At 34.9% G+C, this 16,439-nt stretch carries 23 protein-coding genes and 1 riboswitch; of the genes, 18 read left to right on the plus strand and 5 right to left on the minus strand.

All coding sequences use genetic code 11. The features are described from left to right. The first annotated feature begins 304 nt into the window (after positions 1 to 304). From V7024_RS11225 to V7024_RS11245, 5 genes are all read left to right on the plus strand, one after another. On the plus strand, positions 305 to 2,032 hold the full coding sequence (locus tag V7024_RS11225) for a DUF2339 domain-containing protein (protein WP_335519684.1): 1,728 nt from the start codon (positions 305 to 307) through the stop codon (positions 2,030 to 2,032). Positions 2,033 to 2,147: 115 nt separating this feature from the next. Then, positions 2,148 to 2,351, plus strand: coding sequence for a DUF3966 domain-containing protein (locus tag V7024_RS11230; RefSeq protein WP_335519687.1), 204 nt, complete (start codon positions 2,148 to 2,150; stop codon positions 2,349 to 2,351). Positions 2,352 to 2,409: 58 nt separating this feature from the next. After that, positions 2,410 to 2,787 carry a group-specific protein gene (locus V7024_RS11235; RefSeq protein ID WP_335519690.1) on the plus strand — a complete coding sequence of 126 codons (378 nt, stop codon included), beginning with the start codon at positions 2,410 to 2,412 and terminating at the stop codon, positions 2,785 to 2,787. Beyond that, on the plus strand, positions 2,787 to 3,764 hold the full coding sequence (locus V7024_RS11240) for an HD domain-containing protein (protein WP_335519747.1): 978 nt from the start codon (positions 2,787 to 2,789) through the stop codon (positions 3,762 to 3,764). The genes V7024_RS11235 and V7024_RS11240 overlap by 1 nt, the downstream gene beginning before the upstream one ends. Positions 3,765 to 3,779: 15 nt before the next feature. Next, entirely contained in the window at positions 3,780 to 4,271 is a 492-nt protein-coding gene (locus V7024_RS11245) for a hypothetical protein (RefSeq protein WP_335519693.1), read from the plus strand. Positions 4,272 to 4,297: 26 nt separating this feature from the next. Here the strand turns inward: V7024_RS11245 and V7024_RS11250 are convergent, their stop codons facing one another. Continuing rightward, complete coding sequence (locus V7024_RS11250; RefSeq protein ID WP_335519696.1) at positions 4,298 to 4,609, minus strand: hypothetical protein; 312 nt, start codon at positions 4,607 to 4,609, stop codon at positions 4,298 to 4,300. Between the two features lie 353 nt (positions 4,610 to 4,962). On the opposite strand from V7024_RS11250, the gene V7024_RS11255 reads away from it, so the two are divergent. Together V7024_RS11255 and V7024_RS11260 are read left to right on the plus strand one after the other, a co-directional pair. Then, positions 4,963 to 5,178, plus strand: coding sequence for a DUF3912 family protein (locus tag V7024_RS11255; RefSeq protein WP_154713305.1), 216 nt, complete (start codon positions 4,963 to 4,965; stop codon positions 5,176 to 5,178). 409 nt (positions 5,179 to 5,587) lie between these two features. Further along, the gene (locus V7024_RS11260) at positions 5,588 to 6,640 is read left to right on the plus strand and encodes a 2,3-butanediol dehydrogenase (RefSeq protein ID WP_335519699.1); all 1,053 of its coding nucleotides are present in this window, start codon (positions 5,588 to 5,590) and stop codon (positions 6,638 to 6,640) included. A 60-nt stretch (positions 6,641 to 6,700) separates the two neighbouring features. On the opposite strand, the gene V7024_RS11265 is transcribed toward V7024_RS11260, so the two are convergent. The 3 genes from V7024_RS11265 to V7024_RS11275 all read right to left on the minus strand — a co-directional run bounded on the left by V7024_RS11265 (position 6,701) and on the right by V7024_RS11275 (position 9,228). Beyond that, positions 6,701 to 8,095, minus strand: a complete 1,395-nt coding sequence (locus tag V7024_RS11265; protein WP_335519701.1) for an L-cystine transporter — start codon at positions 8,093 to 8,095, stop codon at positions 6,701 to 6,703. 106 nt (positions 8,096 to 8,201) lie between these two features. Further along, entirely contained in the window at positions 8,202 to 8,444 is a 243-nt protein-coding gene (locus V7024_RS11270; protein WP_335519704.1) for a DUF2626 domain-containing protein, read from the minus strand. Positions 8,445 to 8,529: 85 nt separating this feature from the next. Then, positions 8,530 to 9,228, minus strand: a complete 699-nt coding sequence (locus V7024_RS11275) for a helix-turn-helix transcriptional regulator (protein ID WP_335519706.1) — start codon at positions 9,226 to 9,228, stop codon at positions 8,530 to 8,532. A 215-nt stretch (positions 9,229 to 9,443) separates the two neighbouring features. On the opposite strand from V7024_RS11275, the gene comGA reads away from it, so the two are divergent. Genes comGA through V7024_RS11320 form a run of 9 tightly spaced genes read left to right on the plus strand, consistent with a single transcriptional unit; the run spans position 9,444 to position 14,107 of the window. Further along, entirely contained in the window at positions 9,444 to 10,487 is a 1,044-nt protein-coding gene (gene comGA / locus V7024_RS11280) for a competence type IV pilus ATPase ComGA (RefSeq protein WP_335519710.1), read from the plus strand. Then, complete coding sequence (gene comGB, locus V7024_RS11285; protein WP_335519712.1) at positions 10,474 to 11,514, plus strand: competence type IV pilus assembly protein ComGB; 1,041 nt, start codon at positions 10,474 to 10,476, stop codon at positions 11,512 to 11,514. Before comGA ends, comGB begins: the two co-directional genes overlap by 14 nt. A gap of 12 nt (positions 11,515 to 11,526) precedes the next feature. Further along, positions 11,527 to 11,832, plus strand: a complete 306-nt coding sequence (gene comGC / locus V7024_RS11290) for a competence type IV pilus major pilin ComGC (protein ID WP_020061630.1) — start codon at positions 11,527 to 11,529, stop codon at positions 11,830 to 11,832. Next, positions 11,829 to 12,263 carry a competence type IV pilus minor pilin ComGD gene (comGD, locus tag V7024_RS11295; RefSeq protein WP_335519718.1) on the plus strand — a complete coding sequence of 145 codons (435 nt, stop codon included), beginning with the start codon at positions 11,829 to 11,831 and terminating at the stop codon, positions 12,261 to 12,263. Before comGC ends, comGD begins: the two co-directional genes overlap by 4 nt. Beyond that, positions 12,253 to 12,570: a type II secretion system protein gene (locus V7024_RS11300; RefSeq protein ID WP_335519721.1), complete on the plus strand. Its 318-nt coding sequence runs from the start codon at positions 12,253 to 12,255 to the stop codon at positions 12,568 to 12,570. Before comGD ends, V7024_RS11300 begins: the two co-directional genes overlap by 11 nt. Next, complete coding sequence (gene comGF, locus V7024_RS11305; RefSeq protein WP_335519724.1) at positions 12,557 to 12,997, plus strand: competence type IV pilus minor pilin ComGF; 441 nt, start codon at positions 12,557 to 12,559, stop codon at positions 12,995 to 12,997. The genes V7024_RS11300 and comGF overlap by 14 nt, the downstream gene beginning before the upstream one ends. Next, complete coding sequence (gene comGG, locus V7024_RS11310; protein WP_335519727.1) at positions 12,994 to 13,371, plus strand: competence type IV pilus minor pilin ComGG; 378 nt, start codon at positions 12,994 to 12,996, stop codon at positions 13,369 to 13,371. Before comGF ends, comGG begins: the two co-directional genes overlap by 4 nt. A 1-nt stretch (position 13,372) precedes the next feature. Beyond that, positions 13,373 to 13,870, plus strand: a complete 498-nt coding sequence (locus tag V7024_RS11315; protein ID WP_335519732.1) for a shikimate kinase — start codon at positions 13,373 to 13,375, stop codon at positions 13,868 to 13,870. A 36-nt stretch (positions 13,871 to 13,906) separates the two neighbouring features. Next, the gene (locus V7024_RS11320) at positions 13,907 to 14,107 is read left to right on the plus strand and encodes a YqzE family protein (protein ID WP_335519735.1); all 201 of its coding nucleotides are present in this window, start codon (positions 13,907 to 13,909) and stop codon (positions 14,105 to 14,107) included. A 147-nt stretch (positions 14,108 to 14,254) separates the two neighbouring features. Here V7024_RS11320 and V7024_RS11325 read toward each other — a convergent pair whose 3' ends face one another. Beyond that, the gene (locus V7024_RS11325) at positions 14,255 to 14,878 is read right to left on the minus strand and encodes a VC0807 family protein (protein ID WP_335519738.1); all 624 of its coding nucleotides are present in this window, start codon (positions 14,876 to 14,878) and stop codon (positions 14,255 to 14,257) included. 288 nt (positions 14,879 to 15,166) lie between these two features. Next, positions 15,167 to 15,320: riboswitch (adenosylcobalamin (AdoCbl) riboswitch) on the plus strand. A gap of 60 nt (positions 15,321 to 15,380) precedes the next feature. Here V7024_RS11325 and V7024_RS11330 point away from each other — a divergent pair. Together V7024_RS11330 and V7024_RS11335 are read left to right on the plus strand one after the other, a co-directional pair. Then, positions 15,381 to 15,782 carry a DUF4430 domain-containing protein gene (locus tag V7024_RS11330; protein ID WP_335519741.1) on the plus strand — a complete coding sequence of 134 codons (402 nt, stop codon included), beginning with the start codon at positions 15,381 to 15,383 and terminating at the stop codon, positions 15,780 to 15,782. Continuing rightward, entirely contained in the window at positions 15,769 to 16,353 is a 585-nt protein-coding gene (locus V7024_RS11335) for an ECF transporter S component (protein ID WP_335519744.1), read from the plus strand. Before V7024_RS11330 ends, V7024_RS11335 begins: the two co-directional genes overlap by 14 nt. Positions 16,354 to 16,439: the final 86 nt, after the last annotated feature.

Raw genomic sequence — 16,439 nt, forward strand, 5'->3', positions numbered from 1 at the left:
AAGTAGACAATAAGTGCAGACTCCTGTTGTGTTTGCATGACAGCAGTCTATATGCCAAAAAATGAATTTACAAGTAATAGAGAGACATATCTTCACTAGAATCATACCCTTTTCTAAATTTCTAAAAGGTATAGCTGAGTAGTTACATGGAAATGCTATTTGTTATTCTAATAGCAGAAATTGGAGAATATCAAGAAAAATTCTCTTAAAAAATGAATAAACTAATAGTATGATGTAGTTAATTGGAAATTTAACTAATTATAGGCGTATTTCTATTTAGCAGCATGATTAGAGGGGGGAGAAAATGAAACAAGATTTGAACAAAAAAATAGAAGCCCTAGAAACAACAATTGATACGTTGAAGGAGACGCTCTATGAGTTAAAAGCACAGCGAAGAGCAATGGACGAAGAAAGAGTTCAACAAGTAAAGGAACCTATTGAGAAGAAACAAGAAGTTAGTATCCCTGTGCAAAATGTACGACAAGAAGAAAGAGTCATTAGCAAAGAAAGTGTGAAGGAACCGGAGATAAAGCAGGTAGATATATCTGCATTTAAGCCTGAACCATTTGACATTATAAAATTTTGTCAAACATGGCTACCGCGTATTTTCGTTGCCATTATGCTGCTTGGGGTAATTTGGCTATTTAAAGCGGGAGTAGATGCAGGATTACTTACTCCAGCAATTCGTATTGTATTTGGCGTAGCATTATCAGTTGTTTTGTATTATGTAGGTGATATACAAATAAAAAAAGAACGTCAAGCGTTAGGTTTAGTATTAGCTGGAGGAAGTATTACAGGTATTGTTTTAACGACATTCGCTGCGCACTATTTGTATCATTTCTTTCCGGCAAGCATTGCATTTATATTCAACATTATTTGGATTATACTCGGTATCTATTTAGCTAAGCGATATCAATCAGAGTATCTCGCTATATTTGTATCTGTAGGAGCCTTTTTTGTACCGTTCTTATTAAATAGTACAACACCTAATTCTTACATTTTCTTTGGATATGAAACAGTGTTAACGATTAGTTTATTATGGTATGCGTATAAAAATCGCTATCAATATTTATATATGGTATCTTACTCTGTTTCCGTACTTGTAACGTTTGTCTTTTTTGTAATTATGACCGTGTTACTAGGGAATTTACAGGTACAATTAACAGTTGTTTATGGATTAATTCATATTCTGCTTTTCTGGCATATGTTTATTGATCGAAGTTTTATTTATCAACCTAGAATGGCTTTGTTTAGTGCCAATGCAATCTTCTTTATTATGGCAATTGTAAAAATTCCAGATTTTACAACATGGGGATTGTTAATGAGTGCAATTGTACACACTGTAATGTTTGTAGCTGACTATATGAAAAATAAAAAATCGTTATTTACAGATCTTTTATTTGGTTTTGCGATGGGGTCGTTTAGTTTAGCGATTTTATATGAATTTAGTTTAGTGAATGGAGCAATTGTATTGATGTTACAAGGTTTTTTAGGTATCGTTACTTCTGCGAAATTAAAACAAGAAATCAAGTTTTATATCAGTGCAGTTATTTATGTAATCGGTATGTTGCAAACGCTTGTTAGTCCATTTGAGACATTCATGTCAGCAGCTTTTGTAGCCCATCTCATTTTAGTTGGAACATTTTATTATGGAATGATGAAAGTGAAACCAATGTTGCAACATTTTGGGAAATATGTGTATTCGATTACGTTATATGGCTTTATGATGCTTGTATTTATTACGATTACTAGAATAGGAGAGGTTCTTTCAACAGACGGAAGTATTATCAGTGTATTTGTCTCTCTTTTATGGATGATATATGCTTTAGTTTCAGTTTGGTTTGGACGTAATAGAGGAATGAATGAAATATTATACGCTGGATTAGTTGTGTTAGTTGTGACAGTGATTAAGTTATTCTTCTTAGATTTACCAGAAGTATCAATGATGATTCGTGCAGTATTATTCTTACTTATTGGTGGGCTAGGGATTGTTATTTCTAGAATGTTTTTCTCGAAAGAAAAAGGCGAGTAGTAAAAAAAGCAATCCATTTAGGATTGCTTTTTAAGATAGAGATAAAAGCACACTTTATGTTACAATAACATAGATTTGACAGGGAAATTCTAATTGTTGACGCGTGTAAATACGGATGAGATTAGGAGTGACTACATTGGGGCTAAGTCTCTATGAAAATATTGCTCTAGTTGTTTGTTTAGTATTGTATATTGGTAGTATTATAGTTTATATGGGACGGAATTTTTCGCAAGAACGCAAATTAGAACAATCAGAAATTACAGCTGAATTAGATATGTTAAATGATAAGATGGATAAAAAAGAAAAAAAAGAGTCGTAAATGTCCTTTTTTCTTAAGATTTTCCTGCTTATTTTTGTGTATGAAGGAGAGAGATAGCATGAAATTTTACATTGCTTCAACCTTTACAAATAAACACATTGTCCACTTTGTAGCAGATAAACTGAAACAAGCAGGGTGGATTCATACATATGATTGGACAAAAAATGAAAAAGCAACAAATAGATTAGAATTACAAAGTATTGGACAAGCAGAAAAACAAGCTGTACGAGACGCAGACGTTTTTCTGCTTTTATTAAATGGAGGAAAAGGAAGTCATACCGAATTCGGAATGTCGCTTGCTTGGGAAAAGAAAATACTTGTGTATAAAGGAAACAGTTCTTTGGATACAACATTTTATCATTTACCAGAAGTACGTATCGTAGAAGATAGTCTAGATGTCTTTATTGAACAAGTGTTAGAAGGAGCATGGACATGATTACAATTCATGATTCTATATACGGTGAACATTATATAGATGGTGTGCTTGCAGAACTATTGCAAGCAAAGGCGGTGCAGCGTTTACAGAAAATTCATCAAGGCGGCGCAAGTTTCCTTGTGAATCCAAAGTGGAATGTAACACGTTATGAACATTCTGTCGGTGTTATGATTCTTGTGAAAATGCTAGGTGGTAGTGTAGAAGAACAAATTGCGGCATTGCTTCATGATGTATCTCATACAGCATTTTCTCACATTGTTGATCACGTATTAGAAGAGCAAGATGAGGATTATCATGAACAAATTTTTATGGATGTTATTGAAGCTTCAGATATTCCATCTATTTTGCAGAAATATGGCCATGATTATAGAATGATTGAGAAATGGGAACAATGGACGTTGTTAGAGCAACCTCTTCCGAATTTATGTGCAGATCGTATAGACTATACGTTACGTGATTTATATACATATGGAATGATTTCAAAGCAAGAAGTGTCTTCTTTTTTAGAAGATGTAACAGTTCATAACGGACAAATTTGTTTACAATCTGTGCAGGCAGCAGAATGGTTTACAGAAGCTTATTACAAAGAAACGATTGATTTCTTTTTGCATCCGTTGAATTCATATGGTTACTATAGACTAACAGAGGTATTAAAAGAAGCGTTGCAAAAGAATATTGTACAGCTATCAGATTTTTCAACTGATGATGAAACGGTGTTACATATATTACGAAATTGTGGGGATTGTCAAATTGATAAAATGCTTCACTCTCTACATTCGAAAGTAGTATTAGAAGAGAGTGAGACAGAATACGACATTTGTTATAAGGGTGGAAAAGAACGATTAATTGATCCGCTCATTTATATAAATGGCATGATGCAAAGGGCGTCAATCGTATCTCTATTTGCTAAGCAGTGTAATGAGAAAGCGAAAAAGCAATTGCAACAAAACATATATTTAAAAATAAAGCGTGTATAAAAGGAGCTATAAAACATGAATTTAGAACAAGGATGGAAAACAAATTTCTTAACAGTTGTACAGCAAAGTGAATATAAGAAAGGTGCAACTTTAGCACAATTACTATTTGAATACGGGGAAGAAGTAGAAGAACTTGTTGATGATTATGGATATGAAGAGATTATCAATCGTGAACATGATGAGGAATTAGAAGAGATTTTAGGTGAAGACTTATTTTATGAACTTGAGCGTAACGTCTTTCTATCATCGCAGTCAAATGAGAAGTTCATCTCTTTTATGAATGGCTTAGGATTTCAGTTATTAGACTACATTGTGTTATTGGAATCAGAATTTCGTGTAGATAGTGCGAGGTTTTCATCTGATACAATCAAGAAAATGGAGAAACGTTTTCCGAAGTTCCCTTATGTAGAAGGTAGCCAAACAATTTTTGAGATGACATTAGAAGAAGCAATTGAATTATTAGAGAATGTGACTGGGCTTCAGGTTAAAAAAAATATGAATGTATAAAAAGAACGTGCTGGGCACGTTCTTTTTTATAGAATGATTGTATGTTCTGCGTTTGTATATTGCTTTTCAATGATTGCATTTAATCGCTCAACCTTTCGGATGCAAGATTGTATATGCTTCTCGACTTCTTGCAATTCTGTAAGGTGATGTGTTTCAATAGGATGGATTTGTAAGCTGAATTTTTCAAATTGAGCACTATATGTTATTTCTGCATAACCGCTCATAATATCTGCCCTGTTTTGAAACAGATATTGTTTTGTTTTTTCGCAATATGTTACATTTTGAAATCCATATGATTGTAAAGTTTCGATGATTTTTGTAATTGTTACTGTATTCATTGTTTTTCCTCTTTAAGAAATTCGACTTAATCTCGCTATTTGCGGGCATTGGGCTCTCCACATTAAGACTGTGAGAAAGCCAAAATGATTGTTAAGAATAAAGGCCGGTAAAAAACGATGTATGAAATTGATCATTAATGGAGCAGCCTTTTGATGGCAAATTGACTGTATTAGTATAACATGAGCCTATCCAAGAAAGCGCTATCAATTTATTTTGAACATGAATTTTTATGTGTATTTTATAAAATTAAAATAAATGAAAAATAATTGTAATAAAGTAAAAAAAATAGAGGACTCTTTCGTTGTTTCATCATATACATAGATAAGTAGAGCAAATGAAAGAGGTGAAGATGTTGAACTTTGATATTACAGGACAAAAAGCATATGTAAAAGATGGACCGCATCGAAATCAAATAGGAACCATCAAACGAAATAGCACGGAGAACGGTGCAAAATATGTGATTGTAATTGACGGCATGGATATTGATATTGAGTTAAAAGATATTGTTTTAATTGATGTAGATGTTCGGCAATTTCATGATTGGTGTGAAGAGCAAGGTTATTTGTGAAATGATGGATATGAATGGTATTGAACACGCTTAAAATAGCGTGTTTTTTATTTATGCTGTAAGTTTTTATGATTTTTGAAAGTACCGAAAATGCCCATCAATATAAAGATAACAAAAGAGGTTAAAGGTCTCTTGCCTTGTAGTGGGTTGTTAATTTCTTTTCCAGTCTTTTCGGTGCCGGGCACTCGTATTTTTGTATAGGACGAGAAGAATGTCTCAGTACTGTTATATATAGTGAGGTGTTCTCTCTCCCAAAAGTTGTATTCATAAAGAATTTTTATATTTGGAAAATTTTAGTAGATTTCTAGAATTTTACTTAGAAAAATATGGTTTTTAGTGATATAATGGTTATATACTTCACCAAATTAAATAAATGGAGTTAAATACTTGCAGAGAGGGATGCATACATATGAAAGCATTACTTTGGCATGATCAACGTGATGTAAGGGTTGAAGAAGTTGTAGAACCAGCTGTAAAACCAGGAGCAGTGAAAATTAAAGTAAAGTGGTGCGGAATTTGTGGAACGGATTTACACGAATATATGGCAGGGCCTATTTTTATTCCAACAGAAGAACATCCGTTAACACATACGAAAGCACCGGTTATTTTAGGTCATGAGTTTAGTGGTGAAGTTGTTGAGATTGGTGAAGGTGTTACATCTTATAAAATAGGAGACCGCGTTGTTGTAGAGCCAATTTATTCTTGTGGTAAATGTGAAGCTTGTAAGCGCGGTTATTATAATCTTTGTGATCAGCTAGTCTTCCATGGTATTGGTGGAGATGGTGGCGGTTTCTCTGAATATACTGTTGTACCTGAGGATATGGTTCATCACATTCCAGATGAAATGACTTATGAACAAGGTGCACTTGTAGAGCCAACTGCAGTTGCGGTTCATGCAGTGCGTCAAAGTAAATTAAAAGAAGGCGAATCTGTTGCTGTATTTGGCTGCGGGTCAATCGGACTTCTTGTAATCCAAGCAGCGAAAGCGGCGGGGGCAACTCCTATTATTGCGGTTGAGCTTTCTAAAGAACGTCAAGAGTTAGCGAAGTTAGCAGGGGCCGATTATGTATTAAACCCAGCGACGCAAGATGTGCTGCAAGAAATTCGTAATTTAACAAATAACGTTGGTGTACGTATTAGCTATGAAGTAACAGGTGTTGAAGTTGTACTTCGTCAAGCAATCGAAAGTACTAGCTTTGATGGACAAACTGTTATTGTTAGTGTATGGGAAAAAGATGCAACAATTACCCCAAACAACTTAGTATTAAAAGAAAAAGAGGTTATCGGTATTTTAGGATATCGTCATATTTTCCCAGCTGTTATTAAGTTAATCAGTTCTGGTCAAATACAAGCAGAGAAATTAATTACAAAAAAAATTACAATTGATGAAGTTGTGAAAGAAGGATTTGAAGCACTTGTGAAAGATAAAAATCAAGTGAAAATTCTTGTTTCGCCTAAATAATAGATTCATATAAAAGAAACATCAAAACAGCTGACAAGTTACTGTCAGCTGTTTTCTTTCTTATAATGCAATTTCTTTAGTTTTATTATCAGCTTCATTGTACACATGTGCATCTAACTCTCCAAGCCATTTGCTAGAAATAAGACCGGCTGTCATAGAACCGCTCACATTTAACGCAGTGCGTCCCATATCAATTAATGGTTCAACAGAGATTAATAGAGCGACAATTTCAATCGGCAAGTTCAGAGTAGAAAGTACGATAAGTGCTGCAAATGTTGCTCCGCCTCCGACACCAGCAACGCCGAATGAACTAATTACAACAACAGCGATTAACGTTAAGATAAATTGCGGCTGCAATGGATCGATGCCAACAGTTGGTGCAACCATCATGGCGAGCATGGCAGGGTAAATACCAGCACATCCGTTTTGACCAATTGATACACCAAAGGAAGCTGCGAAATTTGCAATTCCTTCTGAAATACCGAGTTTTTCTTTTTGCGCTTCAATATTTAACGGCATAGTACCTGCACTTGAACGTGATGTAAACGCAAATGTTAAAACAGGGAATGCTTTTTTCAAATATTGCACTGGGTTTAAGCCAGAAAGAGCGATCAGTAATAAGTGAATAATAAACATAACAATAAGTGCTACATAAGATGCTAAAACAAAATTACCAAGTTTTAAAATAGCTTGCACATCACTTCCAGAGACGGTTTTTGCCATAAGCGCAAGTACGCCGTATGGGGTAAGGCGTAAAATTAATGTGACCATCCGCATGACGACCGCATATACGGCATCAAGTATATTCTTAAATTGTTCCGCTTGTTCTGGATATTTCTTTTTCACTCCTAAGAAGGCAATCCCAATAAATGCGGCAAAAATGACAATAGAAATTGTTGATGTTGGACGAGCACCTGTTAAATCTAAAAATGGATTTGCAGGAAGTAATTCCAATAATTTTTGCGGAATGGGTGTTTGCTCAATAGAAGTAAATTTTTCTTCTACTAATTTTAAGCGAGCTGTTTCTGCACTGCCTTGCTGTAAACCAGTTGCTTGTAAGTCGAAACCAGCACTTGCAGCAATTCCGACTGCAGCAGCAATTCCAGTTGTAAGAAGTAAAATGCCGATAATAAGACCGCTAATTTTGCCAAGATTATTAGTTAGTTTTAATTTTGTAAACGCTGAAATAATCGAGACTAAAATAAGCGGCATAACGATCATTTGTAATAACTTAACATAACCACTTCCAATTAAGTTAAACCAATTATTAGATTGGATAATGACTTCGGAAGTTGGTTTATAAAAAAGCTGTAAAATAAGTCCAAATATAATTCCGAGTCCGAGTGCGGTAAATACACGTTTATTAAAAGAAAGGTGTTTCCGTTGCATATAATATAACAAACCGACTAATAGGAGCATAATGATGACGTTTATGCTAACTAACAATGTACTCATACTGTTTTCCCCCTTCAAATCTGTTACAAATAAATATATTCCAATAAAACCTATAAGTCAACTATGGAATAAAAAGGATATAAAAAAAGATGGCATATATGCCATCTTAATGTCCCATTCCTGGTGTAAGAAGGAATGTCGTATAGTATGTAAATCCAATGAAGAAGACTGTTAAATATGCGCCAAATACATAAATGTACATACGCTCTGTTAATTTTAAATAACTTAAAAGTACAAAAAATCCTGTTTGTCCTAAAAATAATAGTGCTGTTCCATACATATCCCCTAAATAAAACATCACGGAAAAAATACCAGTCCAAAAGCCGAGAACGCGAAACATGCGCTCCATCCCATTCCCCTCCCTTTGTATGAATTCAATACTCTTCTTAATTATAATGCACTTTTCTAACTANNGTATAATCTGGCTTCTTATTTTACATATGAAGATGATAATTACAAGACTTACAACCTGTTTGGAACATATTATCATTATGTGTTAATTCCATATTCGGAAATAGAACTTCAAAGATACCTTTCATCATATCTCCATGCATGTTACAAACTTCTTTTGGATGATGAATGGCAACTTCTTTAAATGGACAATTGTATACGTCATAGAAAATTTTTGATCCATCGGTGCTTAATTCAAATTCCGGAGATAGGCCAGCTGTTGTTAAAGCTTCTTTGGCAATTTGTATTTTTTGCTCAACCGTTAATTCATTTTCATTAATGTTTAATCGATTTAGCTGTTGTTCCATTAATTCTTTACCAAATTTTTTACCCGTTTCATATAGTGCTTTCTCACCAACTTCACCTAAGCTAAGTAACGTATTGCAAGCAATTTGTGCTAACAATTGATAATCACGAAACGGAAATTGTAGTTGAATTACATCATCTGATAAGACATATAACCGGCTTGGTCTGCCGCCTTTACCCGTTTTTTTTGTTTCCGACCTTAACATATTTACATCCTCTAGTTTTGAAAGGTGTAAACGCGCAACATTCGGATGAATATCAAATTCGTCAGCAATTTCTTGTACGGTAACCTCTGTGTGTTTTTGAGAAATATATTTATAAATATAATAGCGTGTTGGATCAGATAGTACATTTGTAATTTTTAAAGCTTGCTCCATGGGGATCGCCACCTTTATCGGTTTATCTGAGATAACAATATTATAATATAGATAATGTTGTATAATCATGTTTTTGGGCAATGATTCATTAATTGTTCATAATTTCACAAACTTTTTTATTTGTAAAATTCGAAAATATTGCAGGAGAAATAAAAAATTCGCTATTTTTCTTTTCCTGACGGTCATGATATATAAAGAGTGAGGAGGCGATAACAGTGAATGCTGTCGAACAGTTTGCTGACACAATTATGAAAGAAGCATGCAGGTTGCGTGCATCAGATCTTCATATTGTGCCGCGTCACGAAGATGCCGTTGTACAATTGCGTATTGGAAAAGATTTAGTAACAAAGCACCATACTTCAAAAGAATTTTGTGAACGACTTGTATCACACTTTAAGTTTTTAGCAGCTATGGATATTGGTGAAAGGAGAAAGCCGCAAAATGGTTCATTGCAGATGAAAGTTGATGAGGAAGAGGTATATTTACGCCTTTCTACTTTGCCAACTGTGCATCATGAAAGTCTCGTTATTCGGTTGCACTTACAAACTGCGGTTCCGACCCTCTCTCATCTCTCATTATTCCCAAATTCCGCAAAAACACTTCTCTCTTTTTTACATCATTCGCATGGGTTAATTATTTTTACAGGACCAACAGGATCGGGGAAAACGACAACGATGTATGCTCTTTTAGAAGTAGCAAAGAAGGAGCAGACTCGCCGCATTGTGACACTAGAAGATCCAGTTGAAAAGAAAAAAGACGGACTATTACAGATTCAAATTAATGAAAAAGCGGGTATTACGTACGCAACTGGATTAAAAGCGATTTTACGTCATGACCCAGATATTATATTAGTAGGAGAGATCCGCGATGAAGAAACAGCAAAGGTGGCGGTTCGAGCAAGTTTGACGGGACATTTAGTTATGACAACATTGCATACGAATGACGCAAAGAGTGCAGTGCTACGTTTAATGGATTATGGTATTTCACTTTTAGAAATTGAACAATCGCTACTAGCGGTAGCAGCGCAGCGACTTGTGGAATTAAAATGTCCATTTTGCAAAGGGAAATGTTCGCCGTTATGTAAAAAAATGCGTCACGTACGCCGAGCAAGCATTTATGAATTATTGTACGGTGATGAATTGAAAGAAGTCGTTTATGAAGCAAATGGAAAACAAGCAACGTACCAATATACAACGCTTCAAGATGAATTAAGAAAAGGATATGCACTAGGGTTTATTGAAGAAGATGTTTATGTTTAAGAAAGAAAAGTGGCGGTTACATGAACAAGCATTGCTGCTGCGAAGGCTTGGCGAACTTTTAGAGAAAGGATACTCTTTATTACATGCATTAGAGTTTTTGCATTTTCACTTAACCCCGCGTAAGCAAATACAGCTTCAAGATGCTGCTGAAGAATTTAAAAAGGGAAGCAGCTTACATGATGTATTTTATAAACTTGCATTTCATCCCGATATTTTAAGTTATTTATTTTATGCAGAGCAGCATGGTGACGTTGCCTTTGCCTTGCAGCAAGGGAGTTCACTCCTTGGCAGAAAAGATAAACATCAAAAAAATATGATGAAAGTGCTGCGCTATCCATTCGTTCTTTCTTTGTTTTTATTAGGTATTCTCCTTGTATTTAACCTAGTTCTTCTTCCACAGTTTTCTACTTTATACCGTTCACTCCGTGGATCATCTACTTCATTTACAGACAGTATTTTAACAGTTATTCAAGCACTTCCGTATGTTATGGGAGGCGTTGTTGTTGCAATTGGCACTGCAGTTCTTATCTATATGCTGTATGTAAAAAGGTTGCATCCGGTTACGAGAATGGATATTTGTATGAGAGTGCCTCTTATAAAAATGTTTTTTAAATTAACGAACTCACACTATTTTGCAATTCAATTAAGCGGCCTTTTACAAGGCGGGTTATCTATATTAGAAGCGCTAACGTTAATGAAGGAGCAAAAGCATCATTTGTTTTTTCAATGTGAAGCTCTCAAAATACAGGAGTTATTAACGATAGGTGAACATCTTGATTCTATTATGATGAATCGTTCGTATTATGAACAGGAGCTCGCTTACATTATTAAACATGGACAAGCAAATGGCAATTTAGCAACTGAGCTTGCCGATTATAGTGAAATGACAATTGAAAAAATCGAAGAGAAAATCAATCGTATTTTGTTTGTTATACAACCCCTTTTGTTTGCATGTATCGGAATGGTTGTTGTACTTATGTATTTAGCGATGATTATGCCGATGTTTCAAATGATGGATTCTATTTAGGAGGCGTGTTCCGTGAAAAATGAAAAGGGCTTTACGCTGTTAGAAATGTTGCTTGTTATGGTTGTCATCTCTGTGTTACTACTGCTTATTATTCCAAATGTGGTAAATCAGCGCTCTTCTGTACAAGGAAAGGGATGTGATGCCTTTGTAAAGTCAGTTGAATCACAAGTACAAGCATATCAATTAGAACATAATAAAATCCCAACGGTGGATGATTTATATACGGGGAAGTATATTACATCTAAAACTTGTCCAAAAGGGGAGAGTATTACAATTGATGCTGCAAATGGAGAGGTTAAAGTTGTAGGGAAATCGTGAAGAAAAATGGCTTTACTCTATTAGAAATGCTCATCGTATTAAGTGCTATTTCTATTTTAAGTGTAGTAACGTATTTTAATTTATCGTCGATTTACGAAAAACAAAAGATGAATCAGTTTATGCACCAATTTTCTCAAGACATCCTTTTCATGCAGCAAGTAGCGATGAGCCGCCATAACCGTCACACATTACGGTGGTTTCCTAATCAAGCTTCGTACAGCATTACATCGTCAGGAGAAACAAACCCTGTTCTCGTTCGTTACTATCCACCTGATATACAGGTGAATGTAAACACATTCCCAAATCCAATGAGTTACGGGCCGGACGGAAATATTAATAGAGGTGGAACGATTATTATTTCTTATAAATCCAAAACGTACCATGTTGTATTTCAACTTGGGAGAGGAAGATTTACGTATTATGAAGTGTGACAAAGGTTCGGTTATGCTAGAAATTCTTGTGTCTCTTAGTTTATTAATGATGGCAGTTTCGCTTTTACTTCCGCAAACGCTTCTTATTATGCAGGAAAGAAAAAATATCCAGCTTCGATACAGAGCGCAGCTACTTTTGAAAGAAGCGGCAGCAGTATATATGTATGATCATGTCGTTTCGCCAGTAATCGAAAAGCGATATGAACATACGGTATATATAATTCAATGGAAGACCGAAAAGGTGTGCGTAATGTGGAAAGATAGTAAACAGCGTGAGAATGAACGGTGTCGTTATGCTAAAAAATAAGCAAGCTGGGTTTACGTTATTAGAAGTTATGATATGTTTTCTATTTTTATCTGTATTTTTTCTTCTTCTCCCGCGTCTTCAAGTCCTCTTTATAGAACCTCCGTACCCTAAACAGATTACGAATTGGGAATGGAACGTTTTTTTAGAGCAAGTGCAAATTGAGTTTCGCGATGTAGAGGAAGGAAATAATGGGGAAGGAAAATTGTTTTTCAAAACAAAGGCAGGAGAACATGTCACATATGTTAAGTCTGGAAACAATATTGTTCGGAAAGTAAATGGAGCAGGACATGAAGTTCTTTTACAAAAAGTAGAGGACATTTCTTACCAATTAGCAGCTCATACATTGATGATACGTGTGCAGGATATAAGCGGTAAAGTATATGAGGGTGTTGTTACCCGTTATTCTGTTATTGAGGTGAAAGGATGAGATCGGAAAGTGGATTTACAATGCCGGGAACAATGATTCTCCTATTTTTACTTATGTCTTTTTTTGTATATGAGACGAGTATATTTCTATCAGATCAAAAATTTTATACAGAAGCAGAAGAATTGTTTATATTAGAAGAAATAACGAACCAAGCTGTTGTAGATGTGAAACAAGAATTAAAAGCCCAAATGGGAAAACGAGAATTTTTTTATTTGTATGAAACAGGAGAAGCAAAGGGAGATTACACAATAGTAGATGGGAATGCTTTCATTACTTTACAATTTATGACAAAACGAAAGCGCGCAAGTAAAGTTAGCTTTCGTTATAATACAAATAACGAAGCGATTACGAATTGGCAAGAGGAGAGAGGATAACATGCAAACATTATATATAACAGGTTTTATGGGATCGGGGAAAACAACAGTTGGTAAAGCGTTAAGCAGTGCAGTTCATATGACGGTTATTGATACAGATCAACGTATTGAAGAAAAGACAAAGAAACTGATTCGGGATATCTTTTCAGAAGAAGGAGAAGATGAGTTTCGAAAGTATGAAAGTGAAGTGCTGCAATCATTACCGACAAATGATTGCATTATCACAACTGGAGGTGGAATCGTCGAAAAAGCGGCGAACCGGGAGTGGATGAAAGAACGTGGCACTGTAATTTATTTGTACTGTGATCCATATGTCATTGCAGAGCGAATTGCTGGGGATACAACAAGACCATTATTTCAAAAAGAAAATATACAATCGTTTATCGAGAAATTTGAAAAGCGTCAAGCTTATTATGAAGAAGCAACGGTGAAAATCGACACGACAAATAAAAGTGTTGAAGCAATTGTTCAAGAAATTCAGGGGCTGATTAATAAATAAAGAAGTGGACATACTAATCTAGTAGAGGTGATAGATATGTCTACAAATGATTATATAAGATATGTCACACAACAATTTGTATCATATATGGATGCTCCAAAAGAGGATCGAAAACAAAAACGGAAACAGCGCCGTGAAGAGAGAGAACCATTTTTAAATCGTTGGTTTGGTATGTTGCCGGTAAGTGCTGCATTCTTTTATCGTCAAATGAAGAAAAAGGGAAAGAAATCGAGTTAAGTATTTCCATGGAATCATTTACAACTAGAAAAGGGTTTCATGTCATAGTACAATTTCTACGGCGAGTTGAACACGCCGTAGATTCGACAATATAACCTAGAAAAGAAGCTCCACCGCTTACAAGCAGTGGAGCTTCTTTTTTATGCGTTAAACTTCAGCTTCAGTCACCTGTTTAATTTTATTACTAACCCAAAGGAACCCAGCTCCAATTCCTATTGAAATGAACCAACCAACTCCTGTCATAATCGCTTTCATTTCTCCGTATCCGTCTACTCCAAATTTAGAAATCATATAGATCTTAATACCGCTAAGTACAATAAATTGTAAGCCAAAAAAGAAAGTAAAGTATCGGAACGATGGAAAGAGGCGTGGGTCACGATATAACGATTGCGATTTCTTTCGATCATCTCCTTGCAATGCAGCAAGGTCGGCTGCGAAATATAACATGAGCGGTTGTTTGATAAAGATGGTACATATCACAACAATACCAAGTACAATGTGATAGTACACGTCGTTCCATAACATCTTTTCAGCTGAGCCGGAAAGTATATCTACGCTTGTATTTACAATCATCGTAATGAGGATAAAAAAGCCGGTCACATGAAACTGCCGTTCTTTCTTAAAACAATACAGTGTATAAAAAATGCCTGGCACTGAAGAAATGAGCATGGCATAATATGCATCCATATATTGTTTACCGAATTTCCAAATAACAAATGGAAAGATGAGATAAAAAATAATATCGTAAATTGCTTTATTGTTTTGTTTCATTGAACTCCTCCTTAGTTAGTATTGTACAATAAGTATTCTGAATGTTGCACTTTTTTAAGTGATTATAATTATTATTTTTCATTAGTAAGACAACAATAAGCTTTTTTATGTCGAAACTGCTAGGCTAATTCCTGTTCAAATCTTCCATAAGTATAGATTGGAAATTCAATCTATACTTATGGGAGATGAGAGAGTTAAAACGAATTGTGAAAAAAATTGACATTGTTTTACGCTTTCACTGTGATATAATAGTCGTGAAATAATAAACTTAGTAATCAAATGCAAAAAAATCGTTCATAAAAATGTTGTAGGTAAAGGAAGTTTGGTGAAATTCCAACGCGGTCCCGCCACTGTAATAGACTAGATATATAGTCTTAAGTCAGGTCGATTACCTACAGCTTTGTTTAGACTAACTGTTTCGAGGCAATGGAGTTAGTCTGCAGGTCTAGTTTTGCTTACATGCCTACTAGGCCTTTTTTGTTTGGACAGAAAGGAGACGAAGATGAAAGTAACGAAAATAATAATGGGGATATTTTTGGCAATTGTGATGTCAATAAGCATTGTTGGTTGTTCAAATAAAGACTCATCTGCTGATGTTTCAAAAAAGAAAGATGCAGTAAGTAAAGTAACAATTGAAATAACGCAGAATAATGGTGATAGTAAGGTAGAAAAAAAGACTGTTGAAATTAAGGGAAAAGAAACACTTTTAGACGTGATGAAGAAAAACTTCAAAATTGAAGATAACAAAGGGTTTATCACTTCGATTAATGGCGTTAAGCAAGATACGAAAGAAAATAAGTATTGGTTGTTTAATGTTAATGGTACACCAGCAGTAAAAGGTGCAAACGAAACTGAATTAAAAAACGGCGACGAAGTGAAGTGGGATTTACATGCAGCTTCATAACCAGTCTTCTACTGTTCCGATAACACACATTAAAAGCATTGCATTAGTGGCTGTATTAACAGCATTATCAGTTACGGGAAGATTGGTATTTGCGATTATTCCTAATGTACAACCAACAACGACATTACTTATTTTAGTAACATTGTTGATGGGAATGCGTTATGGAATTTTGCACGCCGTGCTTGTTATGATTGTATCGAACTTAATATTAGGAATGGGAATTTGGACAATTCCACAAATTATTTCGTATGTCGTTATTGTGCTCATTACAGGTTTGGTTATCCGACCTATGTTTTCAAAAATTCCACATATTATCATGGGATTGTACGCTGGATTTACAGGCTTTTTATATGGATTTGTTATTTCTTTATGTCAAGCACCGATTTATGGTTTGAAATATTTTTGGGCTTATTATATGGCAGGCATACCGTTTGATCTCAATCACGCGATTGGAAATGTTGGCTTTTATATGGTGTTAGCACCAATTTTATTACCGTTGCTAGATAAGTTATTAATTAAATATCAAGGTTCGTATATACATGAAAAGGCGAAAGAGCACAAAGATGCGTGATTAAAGGGTAATATACACCCTCAATGAAGAGGTCTTACATTCGTGAAGTCGTGTACATAATAAATAGTAAAAAAGCTTTTAGAGGA

The sequence above is a fragment of the Bacillus sp. JJ864 genome (assembly GCF_036963045.1).
In the GTDB taxonomy this organism is placed as follows: Bacteria; Bacillota; Bacilli; order Bacillales; family Bacillaceae_G; genus Bacillus_A; species Bacillus_A pseudomycoides_C.

Excerpts from the sequence above, each read along its gene's own strand:
- V7024_RS11260 (WP_335519699.1), top strand. The coding sequence starts at position 5,588 with ATGAAAGCATTACTTTGGCATGATCAACGTGATGTAAGGGTTGAAGAA.
- V7024_RS11315 (WP_335519732.1), top strand. The coding sequence starts at position 13,373 with ATGCAAACATTATATATAACAGGTTTTATGGGATCGGGGAAAACAACA.
- V7024_RS11330 (WP_335519741.1), top strand. The coding sequence starts at position 15,381 with ATGAAAGTAACGAAAATAATAATGGGGATATTTTTGGCAATTGTGATG.
- comGG (WP_335519727.1), top strand. The coding sequence starts at position 12,994 with ATGAGATCGGAAAGTGGATTTACAATGCCGGGAACAATGATTCTCCTA.
- V7024_RS11265 (WP_335519701.1), bottom strand. The coding sequence starts at position 8,095 with ATGAGTACATTGTTAGTTAGCATAAACGTCATCATTATGCTCCTATTA.
- V7024_RS11320 (WP_335519735.1), top strand. The coding sequence starts at position 13,907 with ATGTCTACAAATGATTATATAAGATATGTCACACAACAATTTGTATCA.
- V7024_RS11225 (WP_335519684.1), top strand. The coding sequence starts at position 305 with ATGAAACAAGATTTGAACAAAAAAATAGAAGCCCTAGAAACAACAATT.
- comGF (WP_335519724.1), top strand. The coding sequence starts at position 12,557 with ATGCTAAAAAATAAGCAAGCTGGGTTTACGTTATTAGAAGTTATGATA.
- V7024_RS11230 (WP_335519687.1), top strand. The coding sequence starts at position 2,148 with ATGAGATTAGGAGTGACTACATTGGGGCTAAGTCTCTATGAAAATATT.
- V7024_RS11235 (WP_335519690.1), top strand. The coding sequence starts at position 2,410 with ATGAAATTTTACATTGCTTCAACCTTTACAAATAAACACATTGTCCAC.
- V7024_RS11300 (WP_335519721.1), top strand. The coding sequence starts at position 12,253 with ATGAAGTGTGACAAAGGTTCGGTTATGCTAGAAATTCTTGTGTCTCTT.
- V7024_RS11335 (WP_335519744.1), top strand. The coding sequence starts at position 15,769 with ATGCAGCTTCATAACCAGTCTTCTACTGTTCCGATAACACACATTAAA.
- V7024_RS11245 (WP_335519693.1), top strand. The coding sequence starts at position 3,780 with ATGAATTTAGAACAAGGATGGAAAACAAATTTCTTAACAGTTGTACAG.
- V7024_RS11325 (WP_335519738.1), bottom strand. The coding sequence starts at position 14,878 with ATGAAACAAAACAATAAAGCAATTTACGATATTATTTTTTATCTCATC.
- V7024_RS11270 (WP_335519704.1), bottom strand. The coding sequence starts at position 8,444 with ATGGAGCGCATGTTTCGCGTTCTCGGCTTTTGGACTGGTATTTTTTCC.
- comGB (WP_335519712.1), top strand. The coding sequence starts at position 10,474 with ATGTTTATGTTTAAGAAAGAAAAGTGGCGGTTACATGAACAAGCATTG.
- V7024_RS11275 (WP_335519706.1), bottom strand. The coding sequence starts at position 9,228 with ATGGAGCAAGCTTTAAAAATTACAAATGTACTATCTGATCCAACACGC.
- V7024_RS11250 (WP_335519696.1), bottom strand. The coding sequence starts at position 4,609 with ATGAATACAGTAACAATTACAAAAATCATCGAAACTTTACAATCATAT.